Genomic DNA, 16,908 nt, shown 5'->3' on the forward strand with positions numbered 1-16,908 from the left:
CTGCCTGTAGTTGTTTAATAATATCTCTGACTTTAATTGACATTTATTACTAACATAATTAGCAGCAAGGAACGAAATGACGAAAAGCCGATAACTCAGTAAAAAAGGTTTTAAATAAAAGACTTGATAAAGGGCTGAAATCGCTATATACCACAGCTTACCGCTCTCGCTGCCAGAAGAGAAGAACCACCACACCGAAACCAACTACCCAAAGTTTCCCCGAACACCACCCACCCGAAACCCCAAACCCAACAGCAAACCCCAGCCCCCCAACCGTCCGCCCCCCCACTCGGGAGGTGACCTGATGTTGCTTGCAGATTAAAGGTTAGGTGATCGTACTTCAAGCAACTACCTCCTTTTCGCCAACCGACGCGATCGCCCAGCTTGCATTCACTCTCATAACCAACTTTGCCCCCCACTTCCAACCAAATTTTTTTCTGGACGCTAAAACCAAAGCGACCCTGACTATATTTTACCCACAACTGATCGATGGTGCGTAAATCATCGCAAGGAAAATTCTTGATCGAGTCCCTATCCAAATAACCTCCTTGGTTCTCCCGTCTCGCAGCTTTCAGCATTACCTTGAGTGTTTCCCCATCCGCCTCTTTCCACTCCCCTGCTGCTAATAAATCCCGCAGACGAGTATAGTCAACACCCCGCGCTGATTTAAGCGAGTCTGGTGGCGGAGGAGGTACTTGAGGTGATGGTTGAGGCGATCGAGTACCAAGATCCTGCAAAACTTCAGTAGCAGATTGATAACGTTTTTTAATAGCAGGTTGTATCATTTTATCTAAAACCTGACCCAGTTCCGAGCTGACAGATGCTTTTAAGTGTTCTCGCCACACCCACTCAAACTCGCTATCATCGAATAAATCAATCGGCTCAACCTGAGTTAACAGACACAGACAAGTCACACCCAGACTATAAATATCACTAGCAGGAATCGGTTTACCGTTGGCTTGTTCTGGTGCCATATATCCAGCCGTACCGATTCTCGTTCCCGTTAGCCCTAGAGCCGTTTGTGTCGCATATTTCGCGGCTCCAAAGTCAACTAAAACCATTTGCCCATCTTGCCGAAGAATAATATTTTCGGGCTTGATATCTCGGTGAATAACTTGGCGAGAGTGAATGAACTCGAATACTGGCAATAAATTATTAAGTAAGTCGCGAATCTGCGTTTCGCTAAAATATCCCTTAGATTCTAGTGCTTCGGCTAAATTTTCACCGTCGATGAATTCTTGGACTAAATACTGCCGTCCATCTTGACTAAAATATGCTAATAAGTCGGGAATTTGAGAATGTTTACCCAACTGTTCTAGGCGTACTGCTTCAAGCTCAAATAACTCAGCAGCTTTCTGGATACTAGAAATGCCTTGAAATTGGGGGTAAAATTGTTTAATAACGCAGGGAGGTTTAGATGGTTTATACTCGTCAATAGCTAGAAAAGTGCGCCCAAATCCCCCTTGTCCAATAATTTTTTGGGCTCCGTAGCGATCGCCCAATAGCAGTTTATTCCCACATTTTTGACAAAATTTTGTATAGCCAGACGGGTTTTGGAATAGGCAATCAGGGTTTAGACACTGGCTCATAAAATATGCTTAGAGATTACAGATTAAAGCTCTGGATGCGATGCCAGCGCACATGGTGTTAAATGTGGAACAGCAGATCCCGGTAAGGACATCGCATTGCCTTTCATCGTGTCAACTTAAGTCTGAAACCTGTGTATCTCTCGCTTTTATCCGAGGCCAGATCCCCCTAAATCCCCCTTAAAAAGGGGAGTAGGGGTTGACTTTGATCGGACTCTTGTCCCCCCCTTATTAAGGGGGGCTAGGGGGGATCTGGCCTCGACGATAAACAGCAGTCCATGACTACGTTTGACCTTAAGTTGAGACTAATAGGCACTGCCTAAGTCCCCACTCAAAACTCGTTAAACTTTTGTCCCGCACTCAGGACAAAAGTTATTCGTCGAAACATTCTTCGCGCCGCAACTGGGACAATAAACCAACTCCGCAGAGTGCAACTTGCTACGATCGGGCAAACCAACCATTTGAGCATTGCTCTTACCTGGAACTACCATCGGATAGCAGTTTTCGTCCCTCGTCACCTTCACGTTCATCAGCACTGGGCCGTCGTGAGCGAGCATTTGGGCGATCGCATCTTTGAGTTCCTCCGGTTGCGAAACCAGCATCCCTCTCACGCCGTAAGCTTCAGCCAGCATCACAAAATCCGGCATCCCCACAGTCATATTCGACGACGAATAACGCTCGCCGTAGAACGCCTGCTGCCACTGCCGCACCATGCCTTGCCAGCCGTTATTTACAATCACAATCTTGACATTAATGCCGTATTGTGCTAATGTTCCCAGCTCTTGAATATTCATTTGCACGCTAGCATCGCCAGCAATACAAATGACTTGCTCATCGGGTAGCGCCATTTTCGCGCCCATCGCCGCCGGCACCCCGAAACCCATCGTTCCCAAACCAGCGCTGGAAATCCAGCGGCGCGGCCCGTTGTTCAAGAATTGAGCCGACCACATTTGATGTTGACCGACATCTGTTGTGTAGTAAGCATCTGGCGCTTGAGTAGCCAATTCCGAAATCACCTCTTGCGGAGCCAAAATATCTGGGTAATGAGGCACAACTAACGGATAGTCCTGTTTCCAGTGATCGATCCTCTGCAGCCATTCCGCAGTCTGTCCGGTCTTCCCCGAAACTCCAGTTTCCCGACAGCGGCGCAGCAAATCGAGCAAAACTTGGCGGACATCTCCGACAATCGGCACGTCAGGGCCGCGATTTTTGCCTACTTCCGCCGGGTCGATATCGATGTGAATCACCTTAGCGCGCGCGGCAAACTCGTCTAATTTGCCCGTCACGCGATCGTCAAACCTCGCCCCTACAGCAATCAGCAAATCGCACTCGGTAACGGCAAAATTAGCGTAAGCAGTGCCGTGCATCCCTAGCATTTTCACCGACAAAGGATGGTTTTCATCAAAGGAACCTTTGCCCATCAGCGTTGTCGTCACCGGCAATTGGAAAAGTTCGGCGAGTTCCTTAATTTCCTCGTGGGCCCCCGCCGCGATCGCCCCGCCGCCCACATAAAGCAAAGGACGCTTTGCTTCCTTCAGCAAATGAATTGCTTGATTAATTTGCCGAGGATTTCCCTTCACCGTCGGCCGGTAGCCCGGAATTCTCACTGCTCCGGGTTCCACGGGCAGATAGTCAAATTCTTCCAAACCCACATCCTTGGGTACATCAACCAAAACAGGCCCCGGCCGCCCTGTACTCGCGATGTGGAAAGCTTCTGCCACAATTCGCGCCATATCTCTGGGGTCGCGCACTACATAGGAATGCTTGACAATTGGCAGGGTAATCCCGTAAATATCTGTTTCCTGAAACGCATCAGTGCCGATCGCCGCACGGGGCACCTGACCAGTAATAATTACCATCGGGATCGAATCCATGTGGGCTGTCGCAATCCCCGTCACTAAATTAGTTGCACCAGGGCCAGAAGTAGCAAAACAAACCCCAACTTTGCCAGTAGCGCGGGCGTATCCGTCAGCCGCGTGAGCAGCGCCTTGTTCGTGGCGCACCAGAATATGTTTGATAGCGCCAGTTTCTTCGGCGCGGTAGAGTTCGTCGTAAAGCGGCAGAATTGCACCGCCGGGATAACCAAAAATATGCTTGACGCCGTGGCGGATCAAGCTGTCAATCAGAGCAAATCCACCAGTTGCACGCTTGATGGTCACTTTAGTTTTTAGTTGCACAGTATTTCCTTCCTTAAACTAATTATGATTTTTAATGAAAGCTTTTATACTACTTTAATCTCAATTAATGAAACTAGGAAAATTTAAGTGGTGAGATTTTACAAAAGATTTCGTGATCGCAGAGGGTTCGCCCGATCGAGACATTGTGGAACACCAGAGGAAGAAAAGAAACAGAGGAAATCGCGGCTTCTATGCCGGTGTACCGCTATATGACGCTTGTATAGCATTCGTTCTGCGGCCTTCGACAAGAAAAACCATCGTTTCAGCAATTAAGAACGTCCTAATCATCAGGGCGGTTGCTATGTTATCGATCGATCGCGAAAAGAAAGCCATCTTCCCTCTTACCATAGGTGTCAACACTAGCCTAAAACCGTTGATAAATCTTGTTTAGACGCGAGTATCGCTCCCCCTCCCATTCCCGTTAGGAAGGGAAACTAAAGAGAATGCTCCGGTTCCCCCCAACTCTCAGGGGATCTGGACAATCATCGTCAAACAGTAGATCGGTACTACATTTGACGTTAAGTTGACACCCCTCCCCTCTTCTATCTTCCTTCTTCCTTCTTCCTTATTCTTTATTCCTTATTCCTGACATCCGTTACATCCGTTACACAATCCGTTGCCGAACTTCCTTCTTTGCAAAGTTTACAGAACATCCTGCAAGACTTTGCGAGTATGTTTCCAAGCTGCCATTCCCATCACCGAAACCAAAAAGCCCAAACTCAGCAACACGATCCGCAAGCCGACGTCATCCGAGCCGACTGCTTTGCTGACAGCATCCGTCAGAGGGCCAGTAATCGCTAAAGGCAGGCTCAGAGCAATATTAATCGCATTGTTCTCAAATCCAAAGACTTTGCCCCGCATAGATTCTGGAGTTTTTTCTTGAATCAGAGCTTGCATCGGGCCGTTAATTAAGGAAGCACCAAAACCGAACAAAGCGCTCAATCCGAATCCCACCCATAACTGTCGAGTAAAGGCAAACATTGCTAATACAAAACCCATCATCAAGAAACCGATTAAAGGCAGAGGTTTGTGGTGCATTCGATGACCCCAGTGTCCCAAAAAGGCGGCACCGAAGACCATTCCAATTCCCGCAGCAGCGAGCAAAAAGCCAAATTGAGTTTCTTTGAGACCTATTTTGCCTGAAAGTGCGATCGCCAGCACCTGAAGCGCTGCAAACACCGAATACAAAATCGTCAACTGCACCATCGCGTTGCTGACAAGGTGATTGTGTTTCAAATAGCGCAAACCTTCTTTGAGATCTTGCCAAGGATGGACGTTTTTGCCACTGCTGCCGGCATGACTTTCTTTGATCCGCATGGCATAGATCAAACCTGCCGATATCAGGTACAACCCGCCCAGCAAAAACTCTTGAGAAGCTGCCCCGAAGCTGTGTTTGACCCAACTAAACAGCGGTTCGCCGATCGTCATCCCGACAATAATCCCGCCCATTGTGGACGAGGCGAACAGCGCATTTGCTGACATCAGTCCCTCTCGCCCCACGGCCAGGGGGATTGCCGCCTGCTCTGCCGGAGCAAAAAATTGCGTTACGGTAGAGATCAAAAACGTCATCGTCAGCAAAACCACAAAAGCTTTGGGCAAAAACGGCAAAGCTATAATCAACCCGGCTCGAATCACGTTGCAGGCGATCAGCATTTGCTTTTTGGAAAAGCGGTCTACCACGATACCGGCTACGGAACCAAAGACGATCGCCGGCACGGTGTAGGCGATCATCACTGCTGACAGCATTGAATTTTCCGAATGTTGCCAAGAAACTGGCCAGGGTCGGTAGTCGCCGGTTTTCAGCAGAATAATCAGCAATACATAAAAAATTTTATCCGCCACTTGGGCTAATAACTGGCCCGTCCACAAGGCGAGGAAGGGGCGATTTCTCAGTAGGGCATCAAGCCCGCTGCGGTCAGGGGGAGGGCTGGCTGGGTGCATAGGAATAGTTTAACTGACCGCCTCTGGCAATTATAGTTTTCAGCAATATGTGCAAATCTGACATAGCAAAGCGGAAACTCGGAAAACTCCTGTCTCCTGCGTTCTTTTTCTGTTTTAGCAGATCGGCGGGGGACGCCTGCTGCTGTCTTTCTTAACTCTACCGCGATCGGCCGGAGCCGAGAGCCCGCGCCCCTGGAAAATTCGAGAATATTGTTAAAGGTTGGCGTGCATTTCATCGCGAGTACAAGATACGGTAATATACTTGACAAAATACTTGCTGCTGGCAGTGATATTAAAAGATGTCACGCCGATTAAGTAATATAACGAAGGTACTAACTGTTAGGAGTGAGAAACTTGAAAAAGGTTGAAGCTATTATTCGCCCCTTTAAACTAGACGAAGTGAAAATCGCACTCGTCAATGCTGGTATTGTGGGGATGACTGTTTCTGAAGTTAGAGGTTTTGGCCGTCAGAAGGGCATGACAGAACGCTATCGCGGTTCTGAGTACACCGTTGAGTTCTTGCAAAAGCTCAAGGTGGAGATTGTTGTGGAAAACGATCAGGTTGACATGGTGGTTGATAAAATTATCGCGGCTTCCCGCACGGGCGAGATTGGCGACGGCAAGATTTTCATCTCCCCTGTAGAACAAATTATTCGGATTCGGACTGGGGAAAAGAACTTGGAGGCAATCTAAGATACTGGGGCATTGGGCATTGGCCAAACAGGCGAAACAGGTAATGGGTCATCGGCAACTAATCATTGCCAACGAAAAACCTCTTTCCTGTTTAGTTGTGATACCTAAGTGTCAATATCCAATGCCACAGTTACCCCATATTTTGGCTTTTTTCTTCATTATGGGTTGACAATGTTGGCTACTTGTGGTAGGAGAGCATGAAAGGCTCGACCGCGGTGAGAGTGCGATCGCTTGATATCGGGTGTCATTTCTGCAAAAGTCTGTTGCTGTGCGGGTACGTAGAAAATGGGGTCATATCCGAAACCTCCCGTACCGCGAGGAGTGTGGAGGATTTCGCCACGGCAAATTCCTTCTACTTGCAAGGCAATTGTACCGTCGGGACGGGCGATCGCGATCGCGCAAACAAATTGTGCTTCCCGGTTTTGTTCGCTACCCAATTCTTTGAGAAGTCGAGATATCCTGTCAGCATCGGTTTTCCCGTAGCGCGCGGAGTAAATCCCAGGTTGACCGTCGAGTGCATCTACCATTAAACCAGAATCATCGGCGATCGACCATTTGCCCGTTGCTTTTGCCACTTCAGACGCCTTCAAGCAAGCATTAGCAATAAAAGTTTCGCCTGTTTCTTCGATTTCCAACTCTTCCGGTTTTAGTTCCAATTCCCATCCCAAATCCTGAAGATAAACTTGCATTTCCTTGAGTTTACCCGGATTGCCTGTAGCTACAACTAGCAATTTGCGATCGGTCATTCGATTTTAGATTTTAGATTTTAGATTTTAGATTGACTTGCGCGAGATAAATTCGGGGGCTTGAGGATTTTAGATTTTAGATTTTGGATTGATTCCACGGATAAATCCCGTGGCGGGTACCACCTTTGAAATTCTTGGTCATTATTTCTCTTAAAACTTATGGCTCCATATTAACAAAAGATTGGGGAAATGGTTGCAACAAAATTCCCAAAATCTTATCAACATCTTGAATATAGTATTCAATCGGATCGATATAAACAGTAGTTTCCTCCAAAATCAAGAATTTCCAGTTAGTTCCCGTCGTCACCGCCCCGTAAATGCGATCGACCTCAGTGTCTTGGTTTTGATTGAAACATTGGGCCGCTACCATTGCCGCTACGCATTGACCTAAACCCCCAATGATATCTTCCTTTTTTGCCTCAAAAATTGTTATAACCGGAGCACTGATGAATAATTGTTCTGAAGAACCGCTAATAATATAGTCGCAAAATCCTTGCAAGCCTCTTTCTGGATCGACAGTAAAATCCTTACCGGAAAAAAGAGAAACTCGTTTGTTTAACAATCGCCTAACTTCGGCTAAAATCGGGGCAATCAAAAATTCTGAACGAGCTTTTTCTGTGGAAATAAAAGTGGCTAGCGGTACATAATCAATCAGGATTGTTGTTAAGACTTCCGAGGGTGAAACTGGTTTTGTATCGGCAAATAAATTGCGAGTTTCATCGAAGGTCAATCCAAAATCTTTTTTGACTCTCGCAAGGCTGAAATCGCTGTAAGCCATTTGCTTTTATCCTAAAATTAACCTGATATAGCAATAGTATTTCATTGTGAGTAAGATTTTTTTACCGCAGAGGGCGCAGAGGACGCAGAGAAAGAGAGATTTGAGATCGAGTCATCCGCGTTCATCTGCGTTTCTCTGCGGTGGAAAAATCCGATTAATTATGCGCCCAAGCTTTCGCCCAGTTTAAGTTTTGCATAACTTCTTTCAATGTTGCCGCTTCTGAATACAGCCGCAACACGGGTTCGGTTCCGCTAAACCGAATTAACAGCCAACTTCCGTCGGCTAAACGGAATTTATATCCGTCAACTTTGTTGCAATCTACAACTGCTTTGCCGGCGATTTCTGTTAAGGGTTGATTTTGCAGCAGGGACAGCAAACGCGACCTTTCTTCCATGTTTGCTAAGTGCAAGTCGATTCTGTCATAAGCTGAAGTAAAGCTTGTTTCTTGTTGCAGTCGGCTGTAAATTTTGCTTAAGTCTTCCCCGGATTTGACAACTGCTTCTAATAAGTACAGCGCTGACAGTAAAGCATCTCGTTCGGGGATGTGTGTACCGTAGCCAATTCCACCCGATTCTTCGCCGCCGACTAAGACTTGGGTGGTTAACATTCGATCGGCTATATACTTGTAACCGATCGGCGTTTCAAATAATGGCAAGTTGTACAGCTTGGCAATTTTGGGAATTATGTCTGAACCGCTGACTGTTTTGATGACTTCCCCGGTCAAGCCGCGCCGTTTTGCTAAATGTTCGATTAATATGGGAACTAGGATTTGTGAACTGAGGAAGTTGCCGCTAGAGTCAACTGCTGCAATTCGATCGCTATCTCCGTCAAATACAAATCCGATTGACAAACCAGAACTTTTTCGCTGGTGAGTACGCATCACCCGAAATAACTGCGACAGGTAGCGCGGCAAAGGTTCCGGTGCACCGCCACCAAACAGCGGATCTCGATCGCTGTTGACTTCATGTACCGTTTCTTCTAAAATTTGAGCTAATCCTCCGGCGGCGGCACCGTGCATTACATCTACAAATACTGTAATTTTGCCGCTGGCGATCGCTTCTTTAATCGCCTCAATATCTACCATTTCCCGCAAGGTTTTGCAGTAAGCGGGCCAAGGATTGAAATTCTCCAATTTGCCGGGAGTTGCTGAAAGTGCCGCCGGATTTTCGAGTTTGGCTTCTATCTGTTGAGTAACTTCGGGGGAAACTGAACCGCCAAATCCGCCCTTGACTTTTAACCCTAAATATGCGCCGGGATTGTGGCTGGCTGTCAGGACGATCGCACCCAAAGCATTTAATTGTTGGGCAGCTAAACTGAAAGCTGGAGTGGGGGCGTAGGATTCGCTAAGTAGCACGTCAAATCCTGCGTTTTGGATTGCAATAGCCGCTGTTTGGGCAAATTCTTCAGCCAGAAATCGGCGGTCGTAACCGACAATTACAGTACCGCTGCTGCCATCGCTACCACCAGTTTGTGCGAGAACTTGTGCCGCTAGGGGAGCGACTAACGCTACGCGATCGAATGTAAAATCGTCAGCAATGATACCGCGCCAGCCATCTGTACCGAATTTAATAGGATTCATTTAGTCACAAGTCATGAGTCACCCGTCTATTTTATGGGTTTATCAGTCGATCGTCATCTGATTTTAGATTTTAGATTTTAGATTTTAGATTTGGGAATCGCTCCCATAGCCTGTACTGTGGCTGTTGACTGTTGACTGCTGACTGTTAGTTGTCATTAGCCTTGCTTGATAGATTATGTTGGGCGGAGTGAAACGGAGGGTTCGTCCCTCAACCCAACCTACTAATTACTGTTAACTGCCAAATGCCAAATGCCAACTGCCAACTGTCAACTGTCAACTGTCAACTGACTAAAAGAAAGCCGGTTGGTGGCGGATCAAATTCAGGAATTCTTCGCGAGTTTTCTGTTCTTCTTGAAACACGCCCAACATGGCACTCGTAACTGTCCAAGAACCGGGTTTTTGCACACCCCGCATCGTCATGCACATATGGCTGGCTTCCATTACTACAGCTACTCCCTGCGGTTCCAATATTGTCTCAACGGCTTCGGCAATTTGGCGCGTCAAACGTTCTTGCACCTGCAATCGGCGGCTGTACATCTCGGCAATTCGGGCTAATTTGCTCAGTCCCACTACTTTTTGGTTGGGAATGTAAGCGATGTGAACTCGGCCCATAAACGGCAGCATATGGTGTTCGCACATACTGAATACGCTGATGTCTCGCACCAGTACCATTTCGTTGTGACCTTCGTCAAAGATAGCGCCGTTAAGAAGTTCTTCGAGGGATTGACTGTAGCCGCTGGTGAGAAACCGCATTGCTTCTGCTACCCGCTTCGGGGTTTTGAGCAATCCTTCCCGTTCAGGATCTTCTCCTACTCCCAGCAGAATTGTCCGAACGGCGGCCATCATTTCTTCTTGGCCTACTTCTGAGGGTACGGGTATGTGGGATTCTTGACCGTGCGAGGAATTGCGATCGGGTCGAGTGGGGATGCGCGGGGAGTTGTTCTCTGCGGTTTGTAACAGTTTCATGCTGTCAGTCGAGAGTGAGTTCGAGCCATTGGAATCGGCGGAAGATGCAATTGTCATAACAAGTTGGTGTGAGGGTGAATCGATTTTCGATTTTCGATTTTAGATTTTCGATTGGGGGATATATAGCCTTTCTCAAAAAGGTGAGGTACGAATTTTGACCTGGAAAGCTTGACATTACAGGGTTTCTGTATACCTCATTTATCGGAGAACCGCTATAGCTAGAGATTCAAAGATTGTTGAATTCGAGAAAAATCCAGCAGTCTAAAATCTCAAGTTCACAAAACTCCTGCGTTGGACATGAGGGTGATTTCTTCAATTACTGCACTTGCTGGCAACTGAACTGCGTGCAGAATTGATTGGGCGACGATTTCTGGGGTTAACATGGCGGTGCGATCGAAGTCGGCGTCCACGGTGTCTGTGTCCCACAGGGGAGTGTTGACAGAACCCGGACAGATTGCTGTTACGCGAATTCCGTGAGCTCGTTCTTCGGCTGCTAAGGTTTTAGACAAAGCCATGAGACCGAATTTGCTAACGCAGTAGGCTCCCCAGTTGGGGAAGGCTTGGGTGCCGGCGATCGAGGAAACGTTGATGATGATTCCTGATCGGCGATGGCGCATGGAGGGCAAAACTCCTAAAATGCACTGCCAAACGCTAGTTAGATTGAGGTCTAGAACGCTCTGCCACTCGGCTAGCGGCGTTTCCGTCAAAGAGCCGGTGTAGCCCATGCCAGCGCTGTTGACCAGGATATCTACGGAACCCAATTGAGCTGCGATCGCGCTGATGCTGCTTTGCACTTGCTCAATTTTTGCCAAGTCTAAGGGATAAGCTTCTGCTTTCACTCCGACTGCTCGGGCTGCTGCGGCAACGGCTTCTAAGTTTTCCGACTCTCGGCTAACTAAGGCCAGATTTATGCCCTCGGCGGCGAACGCTAGAGCCGTCGCTTTGCCAATACCGCTGCTGGCTCCGGTAATCAGAGCCTGCTTTGTTGTGGGATGGTTCATTCAGTGTCCTAATACTTTCGCTCGGCAAGTCCCTCAAGCGTTGCAGCCTTCTTCGCCAAATTAGAAAGCTGTCTGCTGCGGGTGATCACAGTTAATTATGAGATCAACATTAAGAACTGTTAAGCCGGTGTCACCTGAGAAATTATAACACTGCTGACTGATTCGCAGAATAGTGACTGGTGAGTTATCACTTATGAGTTGGAAGTTAAGAGATTTTCACTCATAACCGATAACTCTGAATCGATCGGCTCAAGCCGCAATTTCAGTGAATACACCGATGTGGCGAAACTTTTGATACCGGAGATCGCGTCGCTGCTGACCCGTAAGCTGGGTTAGTTCTGCTAAGTTTTCTAACAAAGCTTGTTTGAGTATGGACGCAGCTTTGAGGGGATTTGAGTGAGCGCCACCGATCGGCTCTGGTACTATTTGATCGAGAACGCCGAGGTTTTTCAAATCCCAGGAAGTGATTTTGAGAGCTTCTGCCGCCAAGTTAGCTTTGCCAGAGTCTTTCCAGAGAATGGCCGCGCAAGCTTCGGGAGTGGCGACGGTGTAGACGGAATGTTCCAGCATCAACAGCCGCTCGCCGACACCGATACCCAATGCGCCGCCGGAACCGCCTTCGCCGATGACGGTGCAAATAATGGGAACGTCGAGGCGAAACATTTCTCGGAGGTTACAGGCGATCGCCTCTCCCTGTCCGAGCTGTTCTGCTTCTAAGCCGGCCCAAGCTCCCGGAGTGTCGATAAACGTGAAAATGGGCATTCCGAAGCGATCGGCGTGTTCCATCAACCGCAGGGCTTTGCGATAGCCACCGGGAGCAGCCATGCCGAAGTTGCGGGCGATATTGTCTTTTGTGTCGCGCCCTTTTTGATGGCCAATGATGACTGTAGGACGCCCGTCTATGCGGGCAATTCCGCCGACGAGGGCGGGGTCGTCTCCGCCGCGCCGATCGCCGTGAAGCTCGATCCACTCGTCGCTAATTGCCTGAATGTAATCGAGGGTGCTGGGGCGGCGCGGGTGACGGGCGAGTTGCAGCCGCTGCATGGGGGACAAGCTGCTGAAGATTTCTTGTCGCAGTTGGGCGGAACGCGCTTCGAGTTTGCGAATTTCGTCGGTGACATCGACGCTGTTTTCTGCGGCGAGTTCGCGAATCTGGTGAATTCGGGTTTCGAGTTCGGCCAGGGGCTTTTCAAAATCTAAGAGTAAGGGTTTACGGTCTGGGTTTGGCACGCTGATAATTTCTATAAGGTTTTGTCAGGTTTTGTCGATCGACTATTTCCAGATCCTACCCTGTCAGGGGATGCTGAAAAAGAGGGGAAATTTGGAAGTTTTAAATTTTGAATTATGCTTGGCTTACTAAGCTTGTTGAAAACCAGAGGCTGGAGCCTCGTTTTTTGCTACACTATTTTTGCTTGCTGCTGATTTTTACGCCCCTCTTTCCCCCCGGCCCTGGGTTCCCCACCGCCACAAAAGGCCTAACCCTGCTGAACTGTTCCCAGTCCAAAAAGCGACACCAGCGCGATCGAACTCACCCATTCGGAAGCTGTAACAGCCCTGTCTATATTACCTTTTGTCGCCAAAATTCAAAGATCAGAAGACTTGAAGACAAACTATTGCCACCAATCACATCGGCTGGTTCCGAACTGCCAACTACTTTTTTTTGGGTTGTGCGATCGGATCTAATGTTAATAGTTAACTGTTAAAAATTCACTATTAACTGTATAAAAAAAGTTACTGGTTATTATCAGAAAAACTTTCCTCAATAACCAATAACCACAACAAATCACATCAAACTGACATTAATAAAGGTCTGAAACCGTGCTTGACAGAAATATGACCGATTTGTTCCATCTTCTCCACTGTAATTTGATTCCGTCCCCAAGAAAAATTGGTATACATTTTTTCAAATTCCAGCAGCATTGATTCAGCAAAACAGGCAAACAACTGTCGGCCCGGTACATCCATATTGACAATCTTCATAATTTTCCACTCAATATCGAGGGAATGCTCCACAATGCCGCCATTGAGTACGTAAATTTCTGGATGCTGAACCTGAGTTGCCAGATTTTTCGGATAGCCACCGTCAATCAATAAACATGGTTGCTTCAATGTCTTAGGGTCAATTTCTACTCCCTTGGGCATACTGGCTACCCAGACTACAATATCCGCTTGGGGGAGGGCTTCTTCCAAGTCCATAATTTTGCCTCGCCCCAATTCCGATTGCAAATCTTGTAATCGTTCTTTGTCGCGGGCAATGAGCAACAATTCTGCTACATTTGTTTTAACATTCAGCCAGCGACACACAGCACTGCCAATATCGCCAGTAGCACCACAAACGGCTACCGTGGCTTTTGAAAGTTCAATCCCCAATTTAGGGGCTGCTTCTTCTACTTGGCGACAGAGGATGTAAGCTGTGTGAGTGTTACCGGTGGTGAAGCGTTCAAACTCCAACTTGAGATTGCGAATTTGCTTAATTTGCTGCAAGTTGAAAGTCTCAAAAATGATCGAAGAAAAGCCGCCCAAAGCAGTGATGTTAATCCCGTTTTTTTGAGCGTGTGCCATCGCATTAAGGATTTTGCGAGTGGCTGCTTTAATCCGGCGAGTGGCTAGCATTTCTGGCAGAAAACAGGACTCCACATAGCGGCCTTCTATTTTTTGTCCAGTGATGCTTGTTACCGTGATCTGATCAACTATTTGGGGCGGTGCGCTGCACCAAAAATCGAGACCTTGATCGGCATATTCTGGATAGCCCAGCTCGTTAGCTACTGATTGGGCGTGTTCTAAGCTGGTTAAGTGACCGATTAGACCAAACATTAAGTTGTCAAATGAAGGAAGATTGAAAATGGAGGATAGAAGATGGAAGATGGAAGATGGAAGATGGGAAGATTAAAAATTTATATTTTAAAATGAGGTATCCCAATTTTAATTTTTAATTTTTAATTTTTTTCCCATTCCTTATTTCCAAATTAACTAGGCTGCGAGGCCTTGTGCTGACATCCGCATGATATCACGGTTGTTAAAGCCTATGTTACCTAGGGCTTCCCCGTAGGCAATCATAAAGTCTTCAATTAAAGCGTCTTTTTCCATTCCCAAAACGCGGGCATCGTCTGCAACAGAGTTTAGCAGTCTCCAGATGATGGGCAGGTTTTGGCGGTTGGCAGCTTCGAGTTCGGCTTTTGATTCCTCAAAGTGAGCCTGCAGCCAGACTTCCCCAAAGTTGAGGTGGCTGTATTCTTCTTTGACGACGCCTTCGGTGATTTTGCGAGCAAAGTCATCGGCGACGGGGATGTAGATGTTGTAAGCTGCGATCGCAAAACACTCGATAATTAGCGATTGAATCAACAAGCAAGTTACAATCTGACCTTGGGCCGCGGCCGTCTGGAAGTTTTTGTGCAATTCCGAAAAGAACTGCTTGGCAAATGCCATGTCCGGCGTGACTTTAAGATTCCGGCCACAAGCTTGGAAGCCTTTCATGTGGCGGTTCTCCATCTTGGACAAGCCAACTAACTCTGCTTTTTTGTCAGCCAACAGTTCGGCCAGTGTCAGGTAATTGTCGTGAGCTTCTTGTTCGCCTTCAATCACAATGGCGTTGATGCGGCTGTAAGCATCTTTGTAAGTTTCGGTTTGAAAGTCAATTGTTGGGCTGGCCTCAAGCTGGGGCATAGATATGTAGTCTCCTTATATAAGCTTCCGGGATGTTTGGAAACCCCTTTAAAATGGGGGGTCAGTGACAGTACACTTTACCTATTTTGAACGCACCCCATCTAAATCACAGATTATAGCTGAGGATGCTTTCGACAAAGAACTTTTCTTTGACGTTCCGGGAAAAACTGGCGTCAAGCGTGCGTGTTTGGCGGACTTTTGCCGTCGAACACTCCAGAAAGACTATCGCTAGAATGCTATCTATTTACTAATTACTTGAATTAGTCGTTAGTCGATCTTTTGCCCGGAAATAGATGATAGAAATACGGTCTATGTCTCCACCTTTCAGGGTTTTACAGTACCAACTCTATCTATAACATTATATCCTAATCACAACTTCCTCCCTAGGTACTCCTTCTTTCCTTCTACGACTATTATGTTGTTGTATGGGAATCGGGGATGCGATCGGGTTGGAGAACCTCACAGGCTTATTATTTTAGGTTAATTCACAAATTTATGGGTAAATCCTTTGACAGGTCTCAAGCGCTGGAACTGCTGAGTTTTATTTTGTTGCTGGCGGGTGCTGCGCTGGTGCTGCTGCCACTGGCTGCTGTATTCTTGGTTTCAATATCACCATCGGGTGTCGGTGTCAAGGCCACCGGCCTGACTTTTGCGAACTATCAGGAGGCTTGGCGACGGGGCAATTTTTTGTTGGCATTCCTTAATTCTACTCTAGTGGCGATCGCAGTGACGGGTTTTCAGGTGGTGACTTCTGCTTTGGCCGGTTATGCTTTGGCCAGGCTGAAGTTTCGGGGGCGACAGGCCCTAGTTTTGGGGGTTTTGGCAACGCTGGTAATTCCGTTTCAGCTTTTGGTGATTCCCATTTTCTTGGTTTTGAAGTGGGGTCATCTGCTGAATACTTACGGGGCGCTGATTTTGCCGACGGCTGCTAATGGTTTTGGGATTTTTCTGCTGCGCCAGTATTTTATGACCGTTCCCGTGGAGTTGGAGGAGGCGGCAATGCTGGATGGGGCTAACCGCTGGCAGGTTTTATGGCAGGTGATGTTACCTTTGGCCCGCCCTGCTTTGGTGACGCTGTTTTTGTTTACGTTTATCGGGGAGTGGAACGATTTGTTTAAGCCGCTGGTGTTTACGACGCGGCCGGAGTTGCGGACTGTGCAGTTGGTTCTGGCTGAGTTTCAGGAACAGTTTACTAGCAGTTGGCAGTTGTTGATGGCGGCGGTGGTAATTGGCACAGTGCCGGTGGTGTTGCTATTTTTGGCCGGTCAACGGCAGTTTATTCGGGGGATTGCGGCGACGGGGATTAAGAATTGAGTTAGAAATGCTTGGCAATTAAGTTTGTATTCATTTTTTGAACCCTTCTTTAGAACAGGCAAGATGCCTGTTCCACAAGAACATTTAGTATTTGTGGAACAGGCATCTTGCCTGTTGCTGACATTGGTGCAAGATTGGAGTTTGTAGTCACTCGGCGATTGAAATCGCTACTATACAAACAAAATCCACGCAATTAAGTTTGTAGTCATTTGTTGAACCCTTCTCTAGAACAGGCAAGATGCAGTTCCACAAGAACATTTAGTATTTGTGGAACAGGCATCTTGCCTGTTGCTGACATTGGTGCAAGATTGGAGTTTGTAGTCACTCGGCGATTGAAATCGCTACTATACAAACGAAGTTCACTCCAAGCGGACTAAGAGATAAAGGGGCAGGGCTATTTCATTCTAAACAACTCCTTAATTAGTTTAAGGCCAAATCCCGCCAGACGTTGGGCTTGAGCCATA

Annotated in this window: 14 protein-coding genes; 3 read left to right on the forward strand and 11 right to left on the reverse strand. The window is 47.3% G+C overall.

Annotation, left to right across the window (positions count from 1 at the left end):
* Positions 1-143: 143 nt before the first annotated feature.
* From Q5691_RS22735 to Q5691_RS22745, 3 genes are all read right to left on the reverse strand, one after another.
* Positions 144-1,589, reverse strand: coding sequence for a serine/threonine-protein kinase (locus Q5691_RS22735; protein ID WP_333310751.1), 1,446 nt, complete (start codon positions 1,587-1,589; stop codon positions 144-146).
* 338 nt (positions 1,590-1,927) lie between these two features.
* Positions 1,928-3,763 carry a biosynthetic-type acetolactate synthase large subunit gene (ilvB, locus tag Q5691_RS22740; RefSeq protein ID WP_333214399.1) on the reverse strand — a complete coding sequence of 612 codons (1,836 nt, stop codon included), beginning with the start codon at positions 3,761-3,763 and terminating at the stop codon, positions 1,928-1,930.
* 642 nt (positions 3,764-4,405) lie between these two features.
* The gene (locus tag Q5691_RS22745) at positions 4,406-5,704 is read right to left on the reverse strand and encodes an MFS transporter (protein WP_333214397.1); all 1,299 of its coding nucleotides are present in this window, start codon (positions 5,702-5,704) and stop codon (positions 4,406-4,408) included.
* Positions 5,705-6,058: 354 nt separating this feature from the next.
* Between Q5691_RS22745 and Q5691_RS22750 the strand changes: the two genes are divergently transcribed.
* Positions 6,059-6,397 (forward strand): P-II family nitrogen regulator, encoded by a 339-nt coding sequence (locus tag Q5691_RS22750; RefSeq protein WP_006633346.1) that lies wholly within the window; start codon positions 6,059-6,061, stop codon positions 6,395-6,397.
* A gap of 158 nt (positions 6,398-6,555) precedes the next feature.
* Here Q5691_RS22750 and rdgB read toward each other — a convergent pair whose 3' ends face one another.
* The 8 genes from rdgB to Q5691_RS22790 all read right to left on the reverse strand — a co-directional run bounded on the left by rdgB (position 6,556) and on the right by Q5691_RS22790 (position 15,130).
* Positions 6,556-7,143, reverse strand: coding sequence for an RdgB/HAM1 family non-canonical purine NTP pyrophosphatase (gene rdgB / locus Q5691_RS22755; protein ID WP_333347230.1), 588 nt, complete (start codon positions 7,141-7,143; stop codon positions 6,556-6,558).
* Between the two features lie 157 nt (positions 7,144-7,300).
* Positions 7,301-7,921, reverse strand: a complete 621-nt coding sequence (locus tag Q5691_RS22760; protein WP_333347233.1) for a hypothetical protein — start codon at positions 7,919-7,921, stop codon at positions 7,301-7,303.
* A 154-nt stretch (positions 7,922-8,075) separates the two neighbouring features.
* On the reverse strand, positions 8,076-9,500 hold the full coding sequence (locus tag Q5691_RS22765) for a phosphoglucomutase/phosphomannomutase family protein (RefSeq protein ID WP_333347236.1): 1,425 nt from the start codon (positions 9,498-9,500) through the stop codon (positions 8,076-8,078).
* A gap of 288 nt (positions 9,501-9,788) precedes the next feature.
* The gene (gene folE / locus Q5691_RS22770) at positions 9,789-10,523 is read right to left on the reverse strand and encodes a GTP cyclohydrolase I FolE (protein ID WP_333214387.1); all 735 of its coding nucleotides are present in this window, start codon (positions 10,521-10,523) and stop codon (positions 9,789-9,791) included.
* Between the two features lie 218 nt (positions 10,524-10,741).
* Positions 10,742-11,467: an SDR family oxidoreductase gene (locus tag Q5691_RS22775; protein ID WP_333347239.1), complete on the reverse strand. Its 726-nt coding sequence runs from the start codon at positions 11,465-11,467 to the stop codon at positions 10,742-10,744.
* A 249-nt stretch (positions 11,468-11,716) separates the two neighbouring features.
* A complete protein-coding gene (gene accA / locus Q5691_RS22780) occupies positions 11,717-12,697 on the reverse strand; it encodes an acetyl-CoA carboxylase carboxyl transferase subunit alpha (protein ID WP_333080460.1) in 981 nt (326 codons plus the stop codon).
* A gap of 558 nt (positions 12,698-13,255) precedes the next feature.
* Complete coding sequence (locus tag Q5691_RS22785; RefSeq protein WP_333080458.1) at positions 13,256-14,281, reverse strand: long-chain acyl-[acyl-carrier-protein] reductase; 1,026 nt, start codon at positions 14,279-14,281, stop codon at positions 13,256-13,258.
* 156 nt (positions 14,282-14,437) lie between these two features.
* Entirely contained in the window at positions 14,438-15,130 is a 693-nt protein-coding gene (locus Q5691_RS22790; RefSeq protein WP_333073769.1) for an aldehyde oxygenase (deformylating), read from the reverse strand.
* Between the two features lie 64 nt (positions 15,131-15,194).
* Between Q5691_RS22790 and Q5691_RS22795 the strand changes: the two genes are divergently transcribed.
* Both Q5691_RS22795 and Q5691_RS22800 read left to right on the forward strand, forming a co-directional pair.
* Positions 15,195-15,362, forward strand: a complete 168-nt coding sequence (locus Q5691_RS22795) for a hypothetical protein (RefSeq protein WP_333214383.1) — start codon at positions 15,195-15,197, stop codon at positions 15,360-15,362.
* A gap of 263 nt (positions 15,363-15,625) precedes the next feature.
* Positions 15,626-16,444, forward strand: coding sequence for a carbohydrate ABC transporter permease (locus tag Q5691_RS22800; RefSeq protein WP_333204076.1), 819 nt, complete (start codon positions 15,626-15,628; stop codon positions 16,442-16,444).
* The last annotated feature ends 464 nt before the right edge of the window (positions 16,445-16,908 follow it).

Source organism: Microcoleus sp. w1-18aA5 (assembly GCF_036701705.1).
Taxonomy (GTDB): domain Bacteria; phylum Cyanobacteriota; class Cyanobacteriia; order Cyanobacteriales; family Microcoleaceae; genus Microcoleus.